Source organism: Paenibacillus tritici (assembly GCF_013204885.1).
In the GTDB taxonomy this organism is placed as follows: Bacteria; Bacillota; Bacilli; order Paenibacillales; family Paenibacillaceae; genus Paenibacillus_AQ; species Paenibacillus_AQ tritici.
In genome coordinates this window covers 133,168-151,906 of record NZ_JABMKX010000003.1, presented here as the reverse complement: position 1 = coordinate 151,906, position 18,739 = coordinate 133,168, and the positions used below count along the sequence as shown (strand labels likewise).

Sequence of the window (18,739 nt, the reverse complement as noted above, 5' to 3'; positions counted from 1 at the left end):
AGTCCAATTGGCAGCCTATGCTCCCGGTGCATCTTTAACAGGATGTATTCAGGAGGATAGGCTGTTGTTATTTTTCATTTGTCCATTGCCAACAGGGGCCTGTTCCTTTACAATATGATAATGAGAATGAGAATCAATTTCACGGAAACAGGTGACCAACATGAATCATCAGGCAGTGTCCGGGAGCGGACTAGACCGGAAGGCAGAACCGCTGAAGCTGCGGTCCCGTCCCTGGGCGGCAACATTAATTCTAATTGGCGGTCTGATTGCGCTGGCGCTGGGCGTCGCTGTTTCAGTATCGTTCGGGGCGGCAGATATTAAGCTTTCTGTCGTATGGACCGCCGTCTTTCATTTCAATCCCGATATTACAGAACATCAGATAATCCGTGAGCTAAGGCTGCCGCGTGTGCTTGGCGGAGTAATGGTCGGAGCCAGCTTTGCTGTGGCAGGGGCAATTATGCAGGGAATGACCCGCAATCCGCTGGCGGATTCGGGACTGATGGGCATTAACTCTGGAGCAGGCTTTGCGCTCGCCGTCTGCTTTGCCTTTTTTCCGAATCTGTCGTTCATGTATCTTATTCTGTATTCCTTCATCGGGGCGGGAGCCGGAGCAGGTATCGTCTACGGCGTAGGTTCGCTGGCGAAGGGCGGGCTTACCCCGGCCCGGCTGGTATTGGCCGGCGCTGCGCTCAGTGCGCTGCTCTCGGCGATGAGTGAAGGCATCGCGCTGTATTTCAAAATAGGACAGGATCTCGCCTTCTGGTATGCAGGCGGCTTGGCCGGAACCAAGTGGCTACAGCTCCAGATTATGTCCCCATGGGTGGGCGCGGCAATCCTCGGAGCCATTGTTCTCTCACGTTCCATTACGATGCTCAGCCTGGGTGAGGATATTGCCCGGGGGCTTGGACAACGTACCGGGCTGGTGAAGCTGGCCGGTACCCTGATTGTTCTGATTCTGGCCGGTGCCTCGGTAGCTATAGTAGGAGCCGTAGGGTTTGTCGGTCTGATCATTCCCCATCTGACGCGTTACCTCGTAGGGGTGGATTACAGATGGATCATTCCTTGCTCGGCGGTGCTGGGTGCGCTGCTGGTTGTGGGGGGCGATCTGACTGCCCGGATGATCAATCCGCCGCATGAAACGCCGGTAGGCGCGATTATCGCACTGATTGGGGTGCCGTTCTTCCTGTATCTGGCCCGCAAAGAAAGAAGGGAGCTGTAAGGATGCAGAGTCATAAGCTGACTTCCTCAGAAGTGGCAAAGCGTAAGCGTGGCCTGACGATACTCGGCGTGCTGGCCATTCTGATTATTATGATGTTCATTATAAGTATGAATACAGGATACATACGATTAACTCCGTCTGAGCTGCTGGATACGCTGCTCGGCAAGGGGACGGATAAGCAGGAGCTGATCCTGTTCCAATTCCGCCTGCCGCGGATTGTAATCTCCCTTCTGATCGGTACAGCCCTTGCCGTCTCCGGTGCGGTAATGCAGGGGGTCTTCCGCAATGATCTGGCGGACCCGGGAATTCTCGGCATCAATGCCGGAGCCGGACTGATGGTCATGCTGATGGTGTCATTCTATCCGACGACCTCGGCCGCACCAGTCTATCTGCTGCCTGTCGTTGCCTTTGTCGGGGCGGCATGTACTGCCGCTCTGATCTATACCCTTGCCTACAAGCGGCATCAGGGCATTGCCCCGATCCGCCTGCTGCTTACCGGTGTTGCAGTGGCCGCAGGGATGAGTGCCGCGATGATCGTGCTGACTCTGCGCCTCGACCCGGACAAATATCAGTTCGTCGCCACCTGGCTGGCGGGCAGTATCTGGGGAACAAGCTGGAAGTTCGTATTGTCGCTGCTTCCCTGGATCGTCATTCTCCTGCCTTACGTCTTCTATAAGGCTCGGGTAATGAATGTGCTTAACCTGGGCGAGCAGACGGCTACCGGACTCGGTGCCCATGTGAGCAGAGAGCAGTTCCGCCTGCTGGCGGCGGCGGTCGGGCTTGCGGCATCCAGCGTAGCCGTAAGCGGAGGCATCGGCTTCGTCGGGCTGGTCGGCCCGCATCTGGCCAGACGGCTGGTGGGGCCGAAGCATCAGCTGATGCTGCCTGCGTCGGCCCTGATCGGTGCGCTGCTTGTCGTGACGGCCGATACGATCGGGCGCCGGATTCTGCAGCCGTCCGAGATTCCTACCGGTATCGTGGTGGCGGTGATCGGCGCTCCGTATTTTCTCTATCTTCTGGCCCGTACCAAATCTTAAATACACCTAGACCTTGGAGGGATAATATATGAACGAATCAATGGAACTGTACGATGTGACGATTATTGGCGGAGGCCCCGCAGGGATGTACACGGCATTCTACAGCGGGATGAGGGATCTGAAGACGAAGCTGATTGAAGCGAAGGAAGAGCTGGGCGGAAGAATGCTGATCTATCCTGAGAAAATGATCTGGGATGTCGGAGGAGTAACGCCCATTCTCTGCCGCCAGTTAATAGATCAGCTTGCGGAGCAGGCCCGCACCTTCGATCCTACCATTGTATTCGGGCAGCAGATTGTACATCAGGCCCGGCAGGAGGACGGAACTTACATCCTGACTTCGGCAACAGGCGAGCAGCACTGGACACGGACCGTTATTCTCACCATCGGATACGGAATTCTGAAGATGGCGAAGCTGGAGATTGAGGGGGCGGACCGTTACGAAGTGACGAACCTGCACTATACCGTGCAGGAGCTGGAGCCGTTCCGCGGCAAGCGGGTACTGATCTCGGGCGGCGGTGATTCCGCAGTGGACTGGGCGAATGAGCTGGAGGGGATTGCCGCAAGTGTAGCGGTGGTGCACCGCCGGGAGCAATTCGGCGGACATGAGAAGAACATTGCCCGGATGAAGGCTTCCTCTGTGGATGTGCGTGTGCCGTGTGCCGTAAGCCAGCTGCACAGCAGCGACGGCGAGCAGATTAATCAGGTGACTGTCTGCCATCTTCAGACCGGTGAGCATGAGCAGCTTGAGGTGGATGCCGTTATTGTCAACCATGGACTCCGGAGCGACTTCGGTCCGCTGAAGGATTGGGGGCTGGATATGGGCGAGTGGTGCGCCAATGTCAGCGGGAAGCTGGAGACGAATCTGCCCGGTGTCTTCGCTGCCGGGGACTTCGTGGATTATGAGAGCAAGGTGAGACTGATTGCCGGAACGTTCACGGATGCGGTGCTTGCCCTGAACAGTGCGAAGCTCTATATTGACCCTAACGCTGAGAAGGTAGCCTATGTCTCTTCGCATAATGACCGGTTCAAGGAGAAGAATAAAGCGCTTGGCGTAGCAGATAACCACTAGTTATCCCCCTAGTTAGCCCCTGCATAAGCTGTCCCTTATACGGATTATTCCGTAGGAGGGACAGCTTATTTTTGCATGAGAGCAGCCCTCTCTTACACATTCCATATGCTGTATAAAAAAAGGATAGGGGGCGAATAGTAAGGGCAGGAGGTGCAGATATGGATAACCGTACACAACAATCCGCTGATGCTGCACAAACGGCAGGCAGCACTAGCCAGCAGGCCAATAATTCGCCGATCTCCACTCAGCTGGAAGAGACAATCCGCGCGATTCAAGCCAGACTGGGGAACAGTCCGGATCTGGTTGTACGCACTTATGATTTAATTAATAGATCAGCCCGTGTGGCTGCTGTATATATGACCGGCATTACAGACCGAGGAATGGTGGAGGACTTCATCTCCCATGTAATGTCCTTTCAAGCCTTGAATGACGGTGCGATGCTTGCGGTAACCCCGGAGGAAGTGCACAGCTATATCAAAGAGAATGCCCTCAGCATCGGCAAGGAGAAGCTGGTTAAGGATATCAACGGGCTGCTTGAAGCGCTGCTGTCGGGAGACACGGTTATTCTGATCAACGGGCTGGGGGAAGGGGTCAGCGGAAGCACCTGCGGCGGTGAGGTCAGACCCGTTACGGAGGCGGGGACCCAGGTCGCTATCCGCGGCTCCAAAGAAAGCTTCACAGAGACCATCAGCACGAATATCGCCCTGGTCCGCAAAATCATTAAGAACCCCGATCTCTGGACCGAAACGATGAAGCTGGGCGATATCACCCATACTGATATCACTATTATGTATATCCATGGGGTGGCAGACGAAGAGACGATTAAGGTGTTCAAAAAAAAGCTTCAGGAGATCAAGGTCGATTCCATTCTCGAATCGGGCTACATTGAACAGATCGTTGAGGATAACAAATATTCCCCGTTTCCAACGCTGTATAATACGGAGCGGCCGGATAGCGTGGCCGGAAATCTGCTGGATGGACGGATTGCCATCTTTGTGGACGGCACTCCGTTTGTGCTGATAGCACCGACGACCTTCTTCATGTTCTTTCACACGGTGGAGGATTATTATCAGCGTTATGATATCTCCTCGCTGATAAGGATGCTCCGGTTCGTGTGCCTGATCATTTCTATGTACGGCCCGGCGATCTTCGTCGCCGCGCTCAACTTCCATCAGGAGATGATCCCGACACCGCTGCTGATCAATCTGGCTTCACAGCGGGAGGGAGTCCCTTTTCCTGCCTTTGTAGAAGCGGTCATGATGGAGATTACCTTTGAGATTATCCGTGAAGCGGGGGTGCGTATGCCTTCCCCGATCGGGCAGACGGTGTCCATCATCGGAGGTCTGGTGCTTGGGACGGCGGCAGTTCAGGCGGGGATCGTCTCCCCGGCTATGGTCATTGTGGTCTCCCTTACCGGGATCTCCAGCTTCGCCACACCCGCCTTCAACATGGCGCTCTCCATCCGGATGCTGCGGTTTGTGATCATGGGCATCGCCGCCTTTATGGGACTGTATGGCATCGCTATTTTTACGATTATGCTGATTGCCCATCTATGCAGCCTGCGTTCCCTCGGAGTGCCTTACATGATACCTATGGGTCCGTTTGTGCCCGAGAACCTGAAGGATACCTTCATCCGCTCGCCCATCAGCTTCATGAAGCTGAGAAAACGCCTGCAGACCAACACCGGCAGCACTTCCGCCTCTCCCAAAGGAGCCTCAAAGAGGAAATCCGATGAACGCTAAGGGACTGCTGCGCCTGATAGCCATAGCGGTAATTCTAATGCCGCTCGGCGGATGCTGGAACAGCCGGGAATTGAATGAACTGGCCGTGGTGAGCGGCATAGGAATGGACCTTGTGCCGGAGACTGATGAATACCGGGTGACCTTTCAATTGGTCAATCCTACCTCAACGGCGACGAGTGCGTCACCGGGCAGCGGGAAGCCTGGTGTTGTCGTCGTATCTGCCACAGACAAAACCATGTTCGGCGCCTTGCGGCGGGCCTCCAAGCATGTGACGCGCCAGCTTTTTTTCGCCCATACCCAGCTTATTGTTCTGGGGGAGAGCTTGGCGCGGAGTGGAATTAACGATGTGTTCGATATCTTCGAGCGTTCCCATGAGCTGCGCCTGAATTCGGCAATATTGGTCGCCCGTGGCAGCGATGCCGCATCTGTGATGAAGCTGCTGACGGCTGTGGAGAGTCTGCCGGCTCTGGGGCTGGTCAAAAAAACTCAAAATACCTCCCGGGTATGGGGAGAGAACCGGACCATCAGCGTATTCGATGTAATTAAAGGCATCACAGGTGAAGGAGATCTGACGATCAACGCGGTGAAGATCAATGGCGATGCTGAAGAGGGGAAGAAAAACAGCAATCTGGAGCAATCCGAGACGCCTACCAAGACGATGATGAATGGGCTTGGGGTGTTCAGACAAGGCAAGCTGCTCTATTGGATGAAGGATTCGGAAGCACGGGGAACCGAGTGGCTGCTTGATAAAATAGAAGAAACGGTGATCAACATTGATTCAGAGTATAAAAAAGAATCCATCGCCGTCAATGTCATCTATTCAAGAACGGAGGTACGGACCAGCATGGAGGGCGGACTTCCGGTCTTCCATGTGACGATTGCTGAAGAAGGGAGCGTCAATGAAACGGACAGCTTCGTGGACCTCGGCAACAGAGAAGAGATCTTGAAGCTCGAACGGGAGCTTGAGAAGCAAACGCGGGATGAAGTGATGCAGGCTTTTCAGAAGGCGCAGGAGCTGGAAAGTGATATTTTCAATTTCGGCAACGAGCTGAAGCGGAAGAATCCTCAGGTATGGGCGACGCTTGACAAAGACTGGGGCAGGCTCTTCGCTCAAGGCAGACTGGACCTCCATATCAAAGGGTATATCCGCAGTACAGGCATGAGTCTGAAGCCCTATATTCCCGAAGGTAAATAAGCAGCTTGAATGCAGAGATAAGGTGAATGGTGTATGAGAAAAGAAGTGGTCGGCCCAAGCCAGCTGCTTGCGATGATTATTCTGTTTGAGCTGGGGACAGCCGTACTTGTCCCTATTGGCCTTGAGAGCGGACATGCGGTCTGGCTCTCTGTTCTGTTTGCACTTCCTGGAGGAGTCTTGCTCTATCTGGTGTTCGCACATCTCTATCTCCAGTTCCCGGGCCAGATTATCAGCGGGTATACACGTACTATTCTCGGACCTTGGCTGGGCTGGCCGGTAAGTCTGCTGTTTCTGCCGGTGCTGCTCTATAACGGCTCGAGAAATCTCCGGGAAGCCGGGGATTTGCTGATTACGGCATCCTATGACAAAACACCGATTCTTATCATTAATTCCATCATGATTATTGCCGTAATGTACATCCTGAACAAAGGGATTGAGGTATTCGCCAGGACTGCCGAGATTTTCCTGTGGATCGTAATTATTATGGGGTGCATCTGTATTCTTGCCGTGATTGCTGCGGGGCTGGTGGAGTACAAGAATCTGTTCCCTCTGCATATGAGTGACTATGTGGAAGCGCTGGATTCCGCTTACCCCAGCATCTGGATCTTTCCGTTCGGAGAACTGGTGTGCTTCACAACGATCCTGCCCCAATTCAGCAGATCGCGGAAGGTTAAGAAAACCGGAATGGTGGCTGTCATCATAAGCGGTTGTCTGCTCAGCTTCACACATGCCATTGAAATGGCTGTACTTGGAGAGAATCTGTACAGCCGGACAACCTTTCCGATGTTTACTACGATCACCCTGGTGAATGTGGCCAACTTCGTCCAGCGCCTGGATGCGCTTGTCATGCTTACCCTGATTATCGGGGTATTCTTCAAGCTGACGGTCTACTGCTATGCCGCCGTAGCTGTAGCCAGCGATCTGTTCAAGGTTACTGACACAAGAAGGCTGGTGATTCCGGCAGGCGTTGTTATGCTGTTCAGCTCTTTTGTGAGCGCGCAGAACTACTCGGAGCATATGAATGACGGGAAGGCTTTTCTGGAGACTATTCTGCCGGTGTTCTGTGCGGTTATCCCGATCCTGCTGCTGCTGATTCATCTGGTCCGGCGCAGATTCGGCTTATACCGTTAACTTGGGCAGCATTATTGGGACGGCTTGCGGCGCGGGTGGCGCTGGTAGTAGGTGTGAACGGCAACCTGAATGAACGGGAGAATGAGGAAGATCATGATACATATGAATTCCTGCAGTGTGGTTGTGGCAAAGATGGTCGAGAGGGAGTGAATGGATTCAGTCACGCGGATTCCCGCTATTACATCAATCAGTGTAATCATGGAGAGAGTAAGCACAGCGAACAGGGCATAGATGCTGATAATCTTCATAGAGTAAGCTCCTTCATGCTCCGCAGGCTGATTTGCCGGGTCCGGCAGGCGGGCTACAGGTATTATCTCCAATAATGGATAGGGTAAACAACAAAAAAGCTGCCGGAAGCCGTTCAAGGCCCCCGGGCAGCTTGATTATCACTCTCTTACTGTGCCGAAGTCAGCCAGTCGGCCAGCTCTTCCGTCTGAGCCAGAACGGCAATCGGGTCATAGTACCAGGAACGCTCTTCTTTCCATACATAGAGGTTGCCCTTCTTAACCGCCGGCAGACTTCCCCAGATCGGGTCTGCCTGGAAGTCTTCAATAGTCCGTGTATTATCGGTTATGACCAGATAATCACCTGCGTATTTGCCAAGGGTCTCGGCGGATAACTCAGCCCACTGCTTCTCCATAATTTCAGCGGCCACATCTGCCGGCGGCTTGCGTCCCAGGGCCTGGTAGACCGGCTGTCCTCCGCGTCCGAAGTTGTCTCCGTAGACCCAGGTGGACTTGTCAGAATGCTCCAGAATACTGAAGGTGGCACCGGCGGGAATGGCAGCATCCACCCGGGCCTTGGCATCGGCAATACGCTTATCATAATCGGCCAGCCAGGCTGCAGCTTCCTGCTCCTTGCCCAGCAGCTTGCCGAAATAGGTCAGCTCTTCATGGGCATTCTTCAAATCGCCGTACGGCACAATGACCGTAGGGGCAATCTGGCTGAGTGCCGCATAGCTGTCTGCGTTACCGGAGATAATCAGGTCCGGGTTCAGCGCGAGGATATTCTCCGGTGACATTTTTCCGTACGTACCGGTATCTGCGACTCCCGCGAGGGACTCTTTGAAGTAGATATTCTCAAGCGTCAGTCCGGGAGCGCCGACTGGAATGGTATCCAGTGCAATCAGGCTGCCCAGATATTCTTCTGCGACAATCCGCTCTGGTGCAGTCGGCACTTCAATATCCCCATTAACAGTCTTCACTGTATGGAAGGCGGGAGCTGCTGTGGCCTCAGCTTTGCCAGGCTGCGTGGAGGATGCGGGTGCCCCGGTAGCCTGAGCTCCAGCAGCACCGTTACTTTGGTTAGAGGTGTTGTTTCCACAAGCCGAGGCTATTAGCGTCAGTGCCAGCAGTAGCGGAAGGAACAGCCAATGTTTCAGATGAATACTGCGTGAATAGGGATGGTTCAAGATGTAGCCTCCTTATGTAGAACGATTATCATTCTCAATAACACTCTACAGAGTTTGCTCTATTTACACTAGGGCTGAATGTGATGTCCTGCCATGTAAATTTATGATGTCAGCGCCTGCAGGAGGACCTTGAGCTGGGCCTCAGAGGAGAGCGGATCGAAGCCGTAGAACATGGCCGGCTGATTCAGGAAGTAGATCTTCCTGCCTGAAGTGCCTTCCATATGCCGATGATCAGCAGGGTGAAGAAAGGCACGGAGCGGCTCCAGCGCTTCCGCAGCACCGGCACTGGAGGTAATAAAGATGTGGTCGGCAGGATAGCGGGCGATGTCGGTGAAGGCCATCTCCAGGTAGCCCTTATCCATGAGTCCCTCCGCAACGAGGCTGAGTGGTGGCCGGAAGCCCAGATCATCATACAGAATCTGTGTTCCGCGTCCATAGCTGCTGCTGAAGCAGTAAGCTGCTTCTGCACCCAGCTCCCAGACGATTGCGGTTCCCCGGCCGCCTATCCTGCGGTCAAGCTGCTGGTTAGCCTGGTGGCATTGCTCATCATAGAGATTTAGCCAGGCTTCCGCCTGCGGCTTACGGCCTGTTACTTCGGCAATCAGCCGGAACTGCTCGCGCCAGTTCATCTGCATGAAGGGAATCTCAATAACCGGTGCTACGGACAGGAGCTGTTTGTTCTTGTCAGGCAAGGAATAGCTGATAATCACATCCGGCCGTGCTGAGGATAATCGGTCGTATAGACCTGTGGAGCTGCTGCCTTCATCCTGGAGCTTGTGCCCTGAGGGAACAGGCAGCCTTCGCTCCATCCAGGCCGAATAGACACCGAGACGGGGAACCACTTCAAGTGCCTGAAGGCTGGCGGTGTGATTGAAGTTCAGCGAGACAACGGATTTGTTCTTGCGGTGGTAGGCGGCAGGAGAGATTCCTACGACCTGTTTGAACTTGCGGCTCAAATAAGTTCCTTCGCTGTAACCGACTTCAAGCGCAAGGCTGCTCAGATTCGGCGCACCTGTAAGGATACGCTGCTGGGCCTTGCGGATGCGCAGCAGGGTTACATATTCATTAAAGGTCTGGCCGGTGGATTTACGGAATGCGCGGGAGAAGTGCTCCGCGCTCACTCCGGCAAGCTCGGCGGCCTGTCCTCTTGTCAAATCCTCATTATAATGGGACTCTATATATTGCAGCACAAGGTCAAGCCAGTGAACCGCCTGTTCTGTGTATTCCGGATTACTGTCATACAGCTCCGAGAGCAGCTGCGTGAATAGTAACTGCAAGGCGAACGGCGGTTTCTGCTCCGGCTGGTTCCAGCCGCTTAGCAGCCGTGCAGCCAGTGCGCCAATATGGGGCGGACAACTGCGGAGCGGTTCACCGCTATTTAACGGGCTGAAGCGGTGGCTGCTGCCGGGGATCACGGCATATTCGATCCACACGCCCTGTAGCTTATGCGGCAGAGTAATCTGTGCAGAGCGGTCACTGCATAAGATATGGCCGCCGGACAGACGAATCCGTTCTCCGTCCAGCTCGATCATCCCGCTGCCTCCGGTAACTACAACCAGCAGGGAAGAGCAGGGCCGGCTGGCCTCCTCCCGGCTAGAAGTAGCCTTATCCAGCGCCGTAACACGTACAGGGATGTAGAAGCTGTGAGGATTGGGCAATGTACTGCCGGAATGTGGCGTGTGCATGTTGGGAGTCACTCTTTTCATAGTTGATAATCATTCTCAGTATTAGTATAACAGCCTTTCCTTCTATTGACGATCCTCTATAAGACAGGTAAGTTTAGGGTTACAGACAAGCAGGGTATAGTTGTAGTAGAGGGGAGCGGGAAGTCCATGACGACTTGGAATCTGCAAGGAACGGTCAGCCATCTGCTGATCTGTAACGGAAGCGACTGCAAGAAGCACAAGGGAGAAGAGGTCGCTGAAGCGATAGAGGATGAGATCACGAAGCAGGGAGCAGATGCTCTGATTCATACGACAGTTACCCGCTGCAATGGAAGATGCTCGGATGCATGTGTCGTAATTGCTTACCCGGAAGGTGTATGGTACAGGGATATCACCCCCAAATCTGCCAAAAGCCTGGTACGTAAAGTCCTAAAGGGAGAACAGCTCGAAGAGAACCTGCTCTATACGTATGAGGAAGGCCTTCAGGCCGCAACGCCCAAGGGGGCAAAGGGTAAGAAGAAGAAGTGATAGTGCAGGATAAATGCAGCCCGCTGGAATAATTCAGCGCGGGCTGTTTATTTTTTCCAAGGGGAGCTTTAGAATAGATAGAAAAGCTCTAGGAGGGGGAAGCCGGATGTTTGTAAGCTTTGGGCCGGATGACAGTGTGCTGCACAGCAAGGCATTCATGCAGGAAGAGGCGGAGTATAATCTCATTCATCTGATCGCGGGGAACAAGGAAGCGCTACGGATCAAGACGCCCGAGGATGATCTGATCTTCGCCCATGCGGCGGGGTTCAATCCCTGGCTGTGGATCTCGGCGGAGATGGATGCGGGGAAGCGTAATTCCCTTGTTCAGCAACTGTTGGAGAATCTGCCGGACCGGGAATTCCCTGGAGTTACGGGTACCCCGGAGACGGGCAGACTATTTGCGGAGGCTTACTCCAGGAGAACCGGCAAGCAAGCCCGCGTCCATATGTTGATGGAAGCCTATCATTGCCCTCAAGTGCAGCATCCGCATAATGTCAGCGGTAGGCTTGTGCAAGCGGATGAGAGTTACATCCCGGTAATTGCTGAGTATTTGGCCCGTTTTGTGGAGGATGTGTTCGGTACAGAGAGTGCACCGGAGAACTTCCTCGGCCATGCCAAAGAGGTTACAGACTCTGGTAAGCTACGTTTGTGGATCGATCAGGGCCGGGCAGTGTCAATGGCGAATCTGGCCCATCAATCGTTCAGACACGGGCGGATTAATGAGGTCTTTACTCTCCATGAATTCCGTAAGCAAGGCTATGCCAGCGCGGTTGTAGCGGAATTATGTGCAGAGCTGCTTAATAGCGGCCTTACCCCTATGCTCTATGCCGATGCCGCTAACCCTGATTCCAACAAGGTCTATCAGTCGATTGGCTTCAAGCGGACAGGCAGTATTGCAGATTTGCGGTTTCAATAGACAGTTAACAGTTAATTCATAGAGGATTATCAGATGAAGGAGAGTTAATGGATGCTGCAGGGAATGAAGATGATTGTGACGGGAGCCGCTTCCGGGATCGGCGAGGCGATTGTTAAGCTCAGCTTGCAGGAAGGGGCTGAAGTGATTGCGTGCGATCTGGATGGTCCGCGTCTGGAGGAGCTGCGTGCTGAATTGGATTCAGACAAGCTGTACACCTACCGGCTGGATGTGAGCAATTACGTGGAGGTGGAAGCCTTCTTCGGATACATACAGCAGGAACATGTTGATGTGAGCGGTCTGGTCAATAATGCAGGCATCTATCTGGGTCGCAGTCTGCTGGAGTATACCCCGGAGGAGATTGACAGAGTGATGGATATCAACATCAAAGGATATGTCTATTGCTCGCAGGGCTTCGGGCGCCTGCTGCTGGAGCGGAAGCGTCAGGGGGTTATCCTCAACATGTCCTCCCTATCCGGCCAGGAAGGCAGCTCCGATGCCGTGTATGGCTTGACGAAGGCGGCAGTCCTCGGATTGACCAAAAGCTGCGCCATGAACTTTGCCCCTTATATCCGCGTGAATGCCGTGGCCCCGACGATGACCAGCACGCCCATGATGGATCATATCCCCGCCTGGAGGCAGCAGGAATACCGGGAGCATCAATTAACCCCGGAGCCGCTGCTGGCGGAGGATATTGCAGGTACGGTAACTTTTATGCTGAGCAGCAGAGCCAGGGCGTACACCGGAGCGACTTTTGATATTAACAATGGCTGTTATTTACGTTGAAGCGTCTGGCGGGCGGGGAACCGGAGGAACAGGCCGGAAATTTGACTTGCAGGCACCGGATTACTATGCTTATACATAGTGCATTTAATCACACTTAAACAGGTAAGTGTTGCAGCAAGGGGGCGGCAGGATATGGAGAGACGGCAAGTATGGCCGAATAAATTCAAAAGGTTTTTTCTGAACAACAAGTTTGTGGTGGGGCTTCTGATTGCGCTGCTGATTGGTTTGACGGTGCTCATATTCTCAAAGATTCCGTTTGTGTTCAAACCTCTGTCTGTGCTTCTGCATACGGTGGCAGCACCGCTGCTGCTCTCGGGGATCGCCTATTATCTGCTGAATCCGCTGGTTGACCGTATGGAGCGGAAAAGCAAGCTGAAGCGCGCTTACGGCATTGTAATCATGTACCTCGTGATTGCCGGAATTATCACGCTGATCCTGCTTATGGTGATTCCCATTATCCGTACCCAGCTGATGGGACTGATCGATAATTTCCCTCAATACAGTACCCAAATTCAGGAGGAGTTCCTCCAGCTAACAGGCAGTGAGCTATTCAACAAGATTCAGAGTAGTGTAGGCACGGATCTCAGTGATATCACCGGCAAAGTGACGGCTTGGGGCACTACCTTCCTGAATAATGCCGCCAGCGGTGTGGGCAACTTCGTAGGAACGCTGACCGAAATTGTGCTGGCCGTAGTGACTACACCCTTCATTCTCTTCTATCTGCTGCGCGACGGCAAAAGATTGCCGGACTACCTCATGAAATTCATTCCTACCGCCCTGCAGCCGCAGTCCCGGATGGTCATGCAGGAAATGAACAGCCAGGTGGCCTCGTATATCCGCGGTCAGATTATTGTGAGCTGTTGTATCGGTGCGCTGCTGTATATCGGGTACCTGATTATCGGGCTGGAGTATTCCCTGGTACTGGCTATCGTTGCCGCATGTACGGCTGTAGTCCCTTATCTGGGACCGGCTATTGCGATTACACCTGCGCTGGTAGTAGCGATGGTAACCTCGCCGTTTATGCTGCTGAAGATGGTGATTGTCTGGACTGCCGTCCAGCTGATCGAAGGGAAGTTTATCTCGCCGCAGATCATGGGCAAATCGCTGAAGATTCACCCGATTACGATTATTTTTGTTATTATTTTTGCCGGTAAAATGTTCGGTGTGCTCGGTATCATTCTTGCGGTTCCGGGCTATGCCGTGCTTAAAGTGGTTGTGACCCATATCTTTCAGTGGTTCCGCTTCCGCTCAGGGCTCTACAAAGTAGTGGTTGAAGAAAAAGCTGAGGAATAAAGCGAAAAGGATGAGTGCAATGACAGGACAACTGGTGGATACAGCCTATGGGAAACTGAAGGGGGAACAGGGCGACGGAGTGAATGTCTGGCGCGGCATCCCGTTTGCTGCCCCGCCTGTCGGGGAGCTGCGCTTCCGCGCGCCGCAGCCGCCGGAATCCTGGGAAGGGGTGCGGGAGGCGACGGCCTTCGGACCGGTCAGCCTTCAGCCGGTGAGCACCAGCAGTACGCGGTTTGGCGGCAGCAATCCGGTATATTCCGAAGATTGCCTGTACCTCAATGTCTGGTCCCCGGCAACAGAGCAGGAGGATGCTCTGCCGGTTATGGTCTGGATTCATGGGGGCACCTTCGTCACCGGCGCGGGCAGCCAGCCGATGTTCGACGGTACCCGCATGGCCGCCAGCGGCCGGGTAGTGCTGGTTACGGTCAATTACCGGCTCGGTCCGCTCGGATTCATGCATCTGTCCCCGCTGGGAGCGGGGCTTGGCTCCAATCTGGGCCTCCTGGACCAGATTGCCGCTCTGGAATGGGTGCAGCAGAATATTGCCGCATTCGGCGGCGATCCGGGGCGCGTCACGGTATTCGGAGAGTCGGCAGGGAGCATGAGCATTGCCGCGCTGCTGGCGATGCCTGCGGCGAGGGGACTTTTCTCACAGGCGATCATGGAGAGCGGGGCGGCACAGACCTTAAGCAGCCCGCAGGGGGAACAGATCGCAGCCGCTTTCCTGGCAGAGCTGGGCCTTCAGCCTGGCGGTGACACGCAGCCGCTGCATACACTCCCGGCTGCGGAGATTATGGAAGCTGCAGCCCGGATGGCTTATAAGCTGTCCGGTGACTCGATGAGCATGTATTTCCAGCCGGTAGTTGAGCAGGCCACCCTGCCGGTTGAACCGGCACAGGCTATTGTTGAAGGCGCCGCCAGCGGCATTCCGGTACTGATCGGAACGAATCTGCACGAAGGAAATCTGTTCTTCCGTGAGGGGCAGGGAGGCGACAGCTTTGAGCGTTCCCTCAAATCCCTGGAGCAGCTGATGGGTATTGAGGACCTCTCCGAGCTGACTTCGGATTACAGCCATACCTGGGAAGGGCAGGCGGAGGTGCTGACCGACCTGTTCTTCTGGGCCAGCTCGATTTCGTTCGCGGAGAAGCAGCTGGATCATGCTCCCGTATGGATGTACCGGTTCGATTGGACGGTCCCGGGACATCCGTTGCTGGAGAAGGCCATTCACGGCGCGGAGATTCTGTATGTCTTCAATAATCTCCCGCTGCTGAAGCAATACGGCCTGAGTGTGACACCGGAAATGGCCAAAGTCGCGGAAGCGATGAGGGCGGCCTGGACGGCCTTCGCCCACCATGGAGATCCGGCTGTGCCGGAGCTTGATTGGCCGCAGTATACACCGGAGAAGCGTGCTACGATGGTGTTTGATAAGGTGTCACATGTAGTGGAAGATCCGGACGAAGCGAAGCGCAGACGGATTTTTGAGCATTACAGAGGGTGAGTGATCATACCTGATAGAATAGCAGCGCCTTGCACAAGCAGCAGACCCTTCACCGGAAAAGACTTCCCGGAGGGTCTGCTGCTTATTTGCTATGCAAGCCGATACTAGATGGATTTTATACACTTGCTGATGCACGAATGAACTCTGGCGGGATAGCAGATGGATAAATGGCACTTATATAAGCAGAATTAAGCGAATGAGGCCAAACCAACAAGATTAAATGTTGTTTTTCCACTTGCTTGCTTGCGATTTCGGAAAGCTTATAAATTAGGATACCTTTCTCCACTTGTTTGCAGAGGGGATTTGTACGCTGTCCGTTATTTCACCGGAGTATACCCTGTCTTCTCGACCAACTCCTGCCCTTCAGCAGACAGGATCCAGTCCAGGAACGGTTCGATATTCGGGTTGGTGCTTCCTGCCGTTACTGCGTAGAACTCGGTAGTGAGCGGGTATTCACCGCTGCGGATGCTCTCCTTGGAAGGCGGGACATTATCAATCTCCAGCAGCTTGATCTCATCGCTGGCATTCATCTGCGAGGCATAGAACAGGAAGCTGAAGCCCAGCGCATTATTGTAATTACGGTAGCTGGCCGTGAGGCTGATAATCCCGCTCATAACGTCTGCAACATTGTCCTTAGGGGGATTCATGAGCTGGCGGTCCCCCATGATCCGCTCCAGCATAGACTGGCTGCCGCTATTCTCCTCGCGTTGAAAGGCCCGGATGGATGCCTTCTTGCCGCCGACCTGCTTCCAGTTGGTCAAGGTGCCGGAATAGATATCCTTAATCTGCTCCGTCGTCAGGCTGTTCACCGGATTGCGCTTGTTGACGAAGAAGACGAACGCTTCACGCCCGATCGGGGTCAGCTTCAGCTCACGGCCCGCCAGCTTCGCCTGTTTCGTCTGGGCGAGTGAAGGGGCAGCGGCAAAGATAATATCGGCGTTGCCCGCGATCAACCGTTTGTAAGCCTCAGAGGTGCTGGTACACAGGACGAGATCATTCCCGGTAAGCTCGATGCTGGAGTTATAGGTATCCTGCGGATATACGGCCTGTGCAAAAGCGGAATACAGCGGATACAGTGCAGTCGCACCATCCAGACGGGGCATTTGCTCTGTGAGCTGGTAGGATGCCTTATGGTCCAGGACAGCAGCTTTGGTATTCACCTCAAAAGGCGCATACTGGTGCAGGTCCACCTCCGGCTCTCTTACTTCAGCAAGGCTGTTCACATAAGCCTCTCTGATCTCATGGCCTGCAGCTGCCAGGACACAGATTCCGGCAAAAGCGGCCAGGATGATCCGGCGCAGCCGTCTGCTGAACAGGCCGAAGATAGTGATCACGGCGAATAAGGCCAGTCCTGAAGCGATGACCAGCATAAGCGGAGCATAGAAGAGCATCCCGCCGGTAAATGAAGCGATAACATAAGCGATGAAGCCGGTAATGGCGATTCCGGCCAGGGCAAGAATGGAATAGAGCAGATTAGTCAGAAATGATCTTTTCACAGTGACCTCCAAGCCAATTAGTGATCTTAAGGATAATTCATTCAATCCTGATCTATTCTACAATAAGCCTGCGTTTCTGCCAAATGAAGCAGAATATGGATTTGAGCATGAAGTATTCTCTTCATGCTACAAGAAGCACTAAAGAAAATAACAAAAAGCAAAAGAAGCGGAGGGGAAATTTGGAACTGTAGGAGCGGTAGCGACCGCCTTTGTCACCGGATTTCACCCGCGAACAGCGGTTTAAATCAAGAAATCTGGGGACAACAGCGGCCGAAAGTCCAAATGTTCACCGCAGTGACGACGAAGCTTCAAGTTCAAAACTTAAGTGCGTCTTATATAAGAAATGCTTTTTAAGGAATGCTGGAATGATTGTGAAATGAAAAACTCTGATGTTTTTTCATAAAAAGCTGGACGAAATGAAGAAACGGAGTTATCCTGAGGTTGTGAAAATAATAACAGAATACAAGATTCTCGGGGTAAGGTGAAATTCCTGACCGGCGGTGATGTTCAAGCGAACTAAGCCCGCGACTCGTTACTCTATCACAAGAGGAGCGACTGATCTGGTGACAATCCAGAGCCGACGGTAAAGTCCGGATGGGAGAGGATCATAAGATAAAGGCGACGGGTGTATTCCGTTTGTCTTTATTGATAATGGCCCCCGATGTTTGTCCTGTTTCCAGGAGACGCGGGGGCTTTTGGTCTCTTATCGAGGGTTTGTATCGACAAGGAGAATGAACGATGAGTAATGTATCTGCTTCATCCCAAGGAGTCCGCACCGCACCGGTGCGCAGCGGGTTCTGGCTGGTGGTTCTGGGGGCGGCGTTATGGGGTGTTGACCCGCTGTTCCGGATTATCCTGCTGAAATCGCTGACCTCCTCCCAGATTGTACTGCTTGAGCATGTTGTGCTCTTTCTGGTGGCGGCTCCGGTACTCTGGCGCAACCGCGCCGAGCTGAAGGGCGTCCGCCTGCGCCAGACTGCGGCGCTGCTCGTTGTATCATGGGGCGGCTCAGCCGTAGCTACGATTCTGTTCACCAAGGCTTTATCCAGCGGAGACTTCAATGCCGTGCTGCTGCTGCAAAAGCTTCAGCCCCTGTTCGCCATTGGTCTTGCCGCTGTTATTCTTAAAGAGCGCCTGCCGCGTAACTTCGCACCGCTGATTATCGTTGCCTTGGCCGGAACCTATCTGCTGACCTTCGGCTGGACGATTCCCTTCGGCCATGTGAACAGCTTCATGGGCGTAGGCAGTCTTATGGCGCTTGGCGCTGCCGCCTTATGGGGCGGCTCCACGGTAATGGGCCGTTATCTGCTCGGTTCGATGAAATACGAGACGGTAACCTCGCTGCGCTTCATTCTTGCGCTGCCGTTATTGTTCGTGATTACCAGCATGGAGGGCGCCCCGTGGCAGATGACCGGCGGAATAGGCAGTTCGGCTGCTGTAGCCATTAATCTGCTGCTGCAGGCATTGCTGCCCGGACTGCTCAGTATGCTGCTCTACTACAAGGGACTGAACACCACCAAGGCTTCGGTAGCCACGCTGGCCGAACTTAGCTTCCCGATGACAGGGATTCTGATCAACTGGGTAGTATATCACCAGCTCGTGACCCTGCCGCAGATCATTGGCTTCGCCTTAATTTGGACGGCTCTGTTCTTCATCTCCAACCAGCAGAGGGGCCAGATGGAGACACTCAAACCTAACTAAATTCCGAATGGCCGCAGTCTGAGGGGACAGACCCCAGGACTTTGCCACACTACAAA

The 18,739-nt window shown here is 53.9% G+C and carries 16 protein-coding genes and 1 riboswitch; of the genes, 12 read left to right on the top strand and 4 right to left on the bottom strand.

Features of this window, described 5'->3' with window-relative positions; all coding sequences use genetic code 11:
• Positions 1 to 160: 160 nt before the first annotated feature.
• The 6 genes from HQN87_RS06115 to HQN87_RS06090 all read left to right on the top strand — a co-directional run bounded on the left by HQN87_RS06115 (position 161) and on the right by HQN87_RS06090 (position 7,393).
• Positions 161 to 1,219 (top strand): FecCD family ABC transporter permease, encoded by a 1,059-nt coding sequence (locus HQN87_RS06115; RefSeq protein WP_173129322.1) that lies wholly within the window; start codon positions 161 to 163, stop codon positions 1,217 to 1,219.
• 2 nt (positions 1,220 to 1,221) lie between these two features.
• The gene (locus tag HQN87_RS06110) at positions 1,222 to 2,256 is read left to right on the top strand and encodes a FecCD family ABC transporter permease (protein ID WP_173129319.1); all 1,035 of its coding nucleotides are present in this window, start codon (positions 1,222 to 1,224) and stop codon (positions 2,254 to 2,256) included.
• Between the two features lie 28 nt (positions 2,257 to 2,284).
• Positions 2,285 to 3,325 carry an NAD(P)/FAD-dependent oxidoreductase gene (locus tag HQN87_RS06105; protein WP_173129314.1) on the top strand — a complete coding sequence of 347 codons (1,041 nt, stop codon included), beginning with the start codon at positions 2,285 to 2,287 and terminating at the stop codon, positions 3,323 to 3,325.
• Positions 3,326 to 3,483: 158 nt separating this feature from the next.
• The gene (locus tag HQN87_RS06100; protein ID WP_173129311.1) at positions 3,484 to 5,067 is read left to right on the top strand and encodes a spore germination protein; all 1,584 of its coding nucleotides are present in this window, start codon (positions 3,484 to 3,486) and stop codon (positions 5,065 to 5,067) included.
• Entirely contained in the window at positions 5,057 to 6,262 is a 1,206-nt protein-coding gene (locus HQN87_RS06095; protein ID WP_173129309.1) for a Ger(x)C family spore germination protein, read from the top strand. The genes HQN87_RS06100 and HQN87_RS06095 overlap by 11 nt, the downstream gene beginning before the upstream one ends.
• Positions 6,263 to 6,295: 33 nt before the next feature.
• On the top strand, positions 6,296 to 7,393 hold the full coding sequence (locus HQN87_RS06090; protein ID WP_173129306.1) for a GerAB/ArcD/ProY family transporter: 1,098 nt from the start codon (positions 6,296 to 6,298) through the stop codon (positions 7,391 to 7,393).
• Between the two features lie 11 nt (positions 7,394 to 7,404).
• Here HQN87_RS06090 and HQN87_RS06085 read toward each other — a convergent pair whose 3' ends face one another.
• The 3 genes from HQN87_RS06085 to HQN87_RS06075 all read right to left on the bottom strand — a co-directional run bounded on the left by HQN87_RS06085 (position 7,405) and on the right by HQN87_RS06075 (position 10,510).
• Positions 7,405 to 7,641 (bottom strand): YczF family membrane protein, encoded by a 237-nt coding sequence (locus HQN87_RS06085; protein ID WP_173129303.1) that lies wholly within the window; start codon positions 7,639 to 7,641, stop codon positions 7,405 to 7,407.
• Between the two features lie 146 nt (positions 7,642 to 7,787).
• Entirely contained in the window at positions 7,788 to 8,804 is a 1,017-nt protein-coding gene (locus tag HQN87_RS06080) for an ABC transporter substrate-binding protein (protein WP_254075383.1), read from the bottom strand.
• Positions 8,805 to 8,905: 101 nt separating this feature from the next.
• Positions 8,906 to 10,510, bottom strand: coding sequence for an AraC family transcriptional regulator (locus tag HQN87_RS06075; protein WP_173129300.1), 1,605 nt, complete (start codon positions 10,508 to 10,510; stop codon positions 8,906 to 8,908).
• A 126-nt stretch (positions 10,511 to 10,636) separates the two neighbouring features.
• On the opposite strand from HQN87_RS06075, the gene HQN87_RS06070 reads away from it, so the two are divergent.
• From HQN87_RS06070 to HQN87_RS06050, 5 genes are all read left to right on the top strand, one after another.
• Positions 10,637 to 10,996, top strand: a complete 360-nt coding sequence (locus tag HQN87_RS06070; protein WP_173129297.1) for a (2Fe-2S) ferredoxin domain-containing protein — start codon at positions 10,637 to 10,639, stop codon at positions 10,994 to 10,996.
• 106 nt (positions 10,997 to 11,102) lie between these two features.
• Positions 11,103 to 11,912, top strand: a complete 810-nt coding sequence (locus HQN87_RS06065; protein ID WP_173129294.1) for a GNAT family N-acetyltransferase — start codon at positions 11,103 to 11,105, stop codon at positions 11,910 to 11,912.
• A 51-nt stretch (positions 11,913 to 11,963) separates the two neighbouring features.
• Positions 11,964 to 12,695: an SDR family NAD(P)-dependent oxidoreductase gene (locus tag HQN87_RS06060; protein WP_173129291.1), complete on the top strand. Its 732-nt coding sequence runs from the start codon at positions 11,964 to 11,966 to the stop codon at positions 12,693 to 12,695.
• Between the two features lie 132 nt (positions 12,696 to 12,827).
• Positions 12,828 to 13,988 (top strand): AI-2E family transporter, encoded by a 1,161-nt coding sequence (locus tag HQN87_RS06055; protein WP_173129289.1) that lies wholly within the window; start codon positions 12,828 to 12,830, stop codon positions 13,986 to 13,988.
• A gap of 19 nt (positions 13,989 to 14,007) precedes the next feature.
• Positions 14,008 to 15,486 (top strand): carboxylesterase/lipase family protein, encoded by a 1,479-nt coding sequence (locus tag HQN87_RS06050; protein ID WP_173130139.1) that lies wholly within the window; start codon positions 14,008 to 14,010, stop codon positions 15,484 to 15,486.
• Positions 15,487 to 15,803: 317 nt separating this feature from the next.
• Here HQN87_RS06050 and HQN87_RS06045 read toward each other — a convergent pair whose 3' ends face one another.
• Complete coding sequence (locus tag HQN87_RS06045; RefSeq protein ID WP_173129286.1) at positions 15,804 to 16,982, bottom strand: PstS family phosphate ABC transporter substrate-binding protein; 1,179 nt, start codon at positions 16,980 to 16,982, stop codon at positions 15,804 to 15,806.
• Positions 16,983 to 17,445: 463 nt separating this feature from the next.
• Positions 17,446 to 17,592: riboswitch (FMN riboswitch) on the top strand.
• Between the two features lie 128 nt (positions 17,593 to 17,720).
• Here HQN87_RS06045 and HQN87_RS06040 point away from each other — a divergent pair.
• On the top strand, positions 17,721 to 18,683 hold the full coding sequence (locus HQN87_RS06040) for a DMT family transporter (protein ID WP_173129284.1): 963 nt from the start codon (positions 17,721 to 17,723) through the stop codon (positions 18,681 to 18,683).
• Positions 18,684 to 18,739: the final 56 nt, after the last annotated feature.

What these genes read in the sequence shown, in the direction of transcription:
- HQN87_RS06115 (WP_173129322.1), top strand. Translation starts at nt 161, where the DNA reads ATGAATCATCAGGCAGTGTCCGGGAGCGGACTAGACCGGAAGGCAGAA.
- HQN87_RS06110 (WP_173129319.1), top strand. Translation starts at nt 1,222, where the DNA reads ATGCAGAGTCATAAGCTGACTTCCTCAGAAGTGGCAAAGCGTAAGCGT.
- HQN87_RS06105 (WP_173129314.1), top strand. Translation starts at nt 2,285, where the DNA reads ATGAACGAATCAATGGAACTGTACGATGTGACGATTATTGGCGGAGGC.
- HQN87_RS06100 (WP_173129311.1), top strand. Translation starts at nt 3,484, where the DNA reads ATGGATAACCGTACACAACAATCCGCTGATGCTGCACAAACGGCAGGC.
- HQN87_RS06095 (WP_173129309.1), top strand. Translation starts at nt 5,057, where the DNA reads ATGAACGCTAAGGGACTGCTGCGCCTGATAGCCATAGCGGTAATTCTA.
- HQN87_RS06090 (WP_173129306.1), top strand. Translation starts at nt 6,296, where the DNA reads ATGAGAAAAGAAGTGGTCGGCCCAAGCCAGCTGCTTGCGATGATTATT.
- HQN87_RS06085 (WP_173129303.1), bottom strand. Translation starts at nt 7,641, where the DNA reads ATGAAGATTATCAGCATCTATGCCCTGTTCGCTGTGCTTACTCTCTCC.
- HQN87_RS06075 (WP_173129300.1), bottom strand. Translation starts at nt 10,510, where the DNA reads ATGAAAAGAGTGACTCCCAACATGCACACGCCACATTCCGGCAGTACA.
- HQN87_RS06070 (WP_173129297.1), top strand. Translation starts at nt 10,637, where the DNA reads ATGACGACTTGGAATCTGCAAGGAACGGTCAGCCATCTGCTGATCTGT.
- HQN87_RS06065 (WP_173129294.1), top strand. Translation starts at nt 11,103, where the DNA reads ATGTTTGTAAGCTTTGGGCCGGATGACAGTGTGCTGCACAGCAAGGCA.
- HQN87_RS06060 (WP_173129291.1), top strand. Translation starts at nt 11,964, where the DNA reads ATGCTGCAGGGAATGAAGATGATTGTGACGGGAGCCGCTTCCGGGATC.
- HQN87_RS06055 (WP_173129289.1), top strand. Translation starts at nt 12,828, where the DNA reads ATGGAGAGACGGCAAGTATGGCCGAATAAATTCAAAAGGTTTTTTCTG.
- HQN87_RS06050 (WP_173130139.1), top strand. Translation starts at nt 14,008, where the DNA reads ATGACAGGACAACTGGTGGATACAGCCTATGGGAAACTGAAGGGGGAA.
- HQN87_RS06040 (WP_173129284.1), top strand. Translation starts at nt 17,721, where the DNA reads ATGAGTAATGTATCTGCTTCATCCCAAGGAGTCCGCACCGCACCGGTG.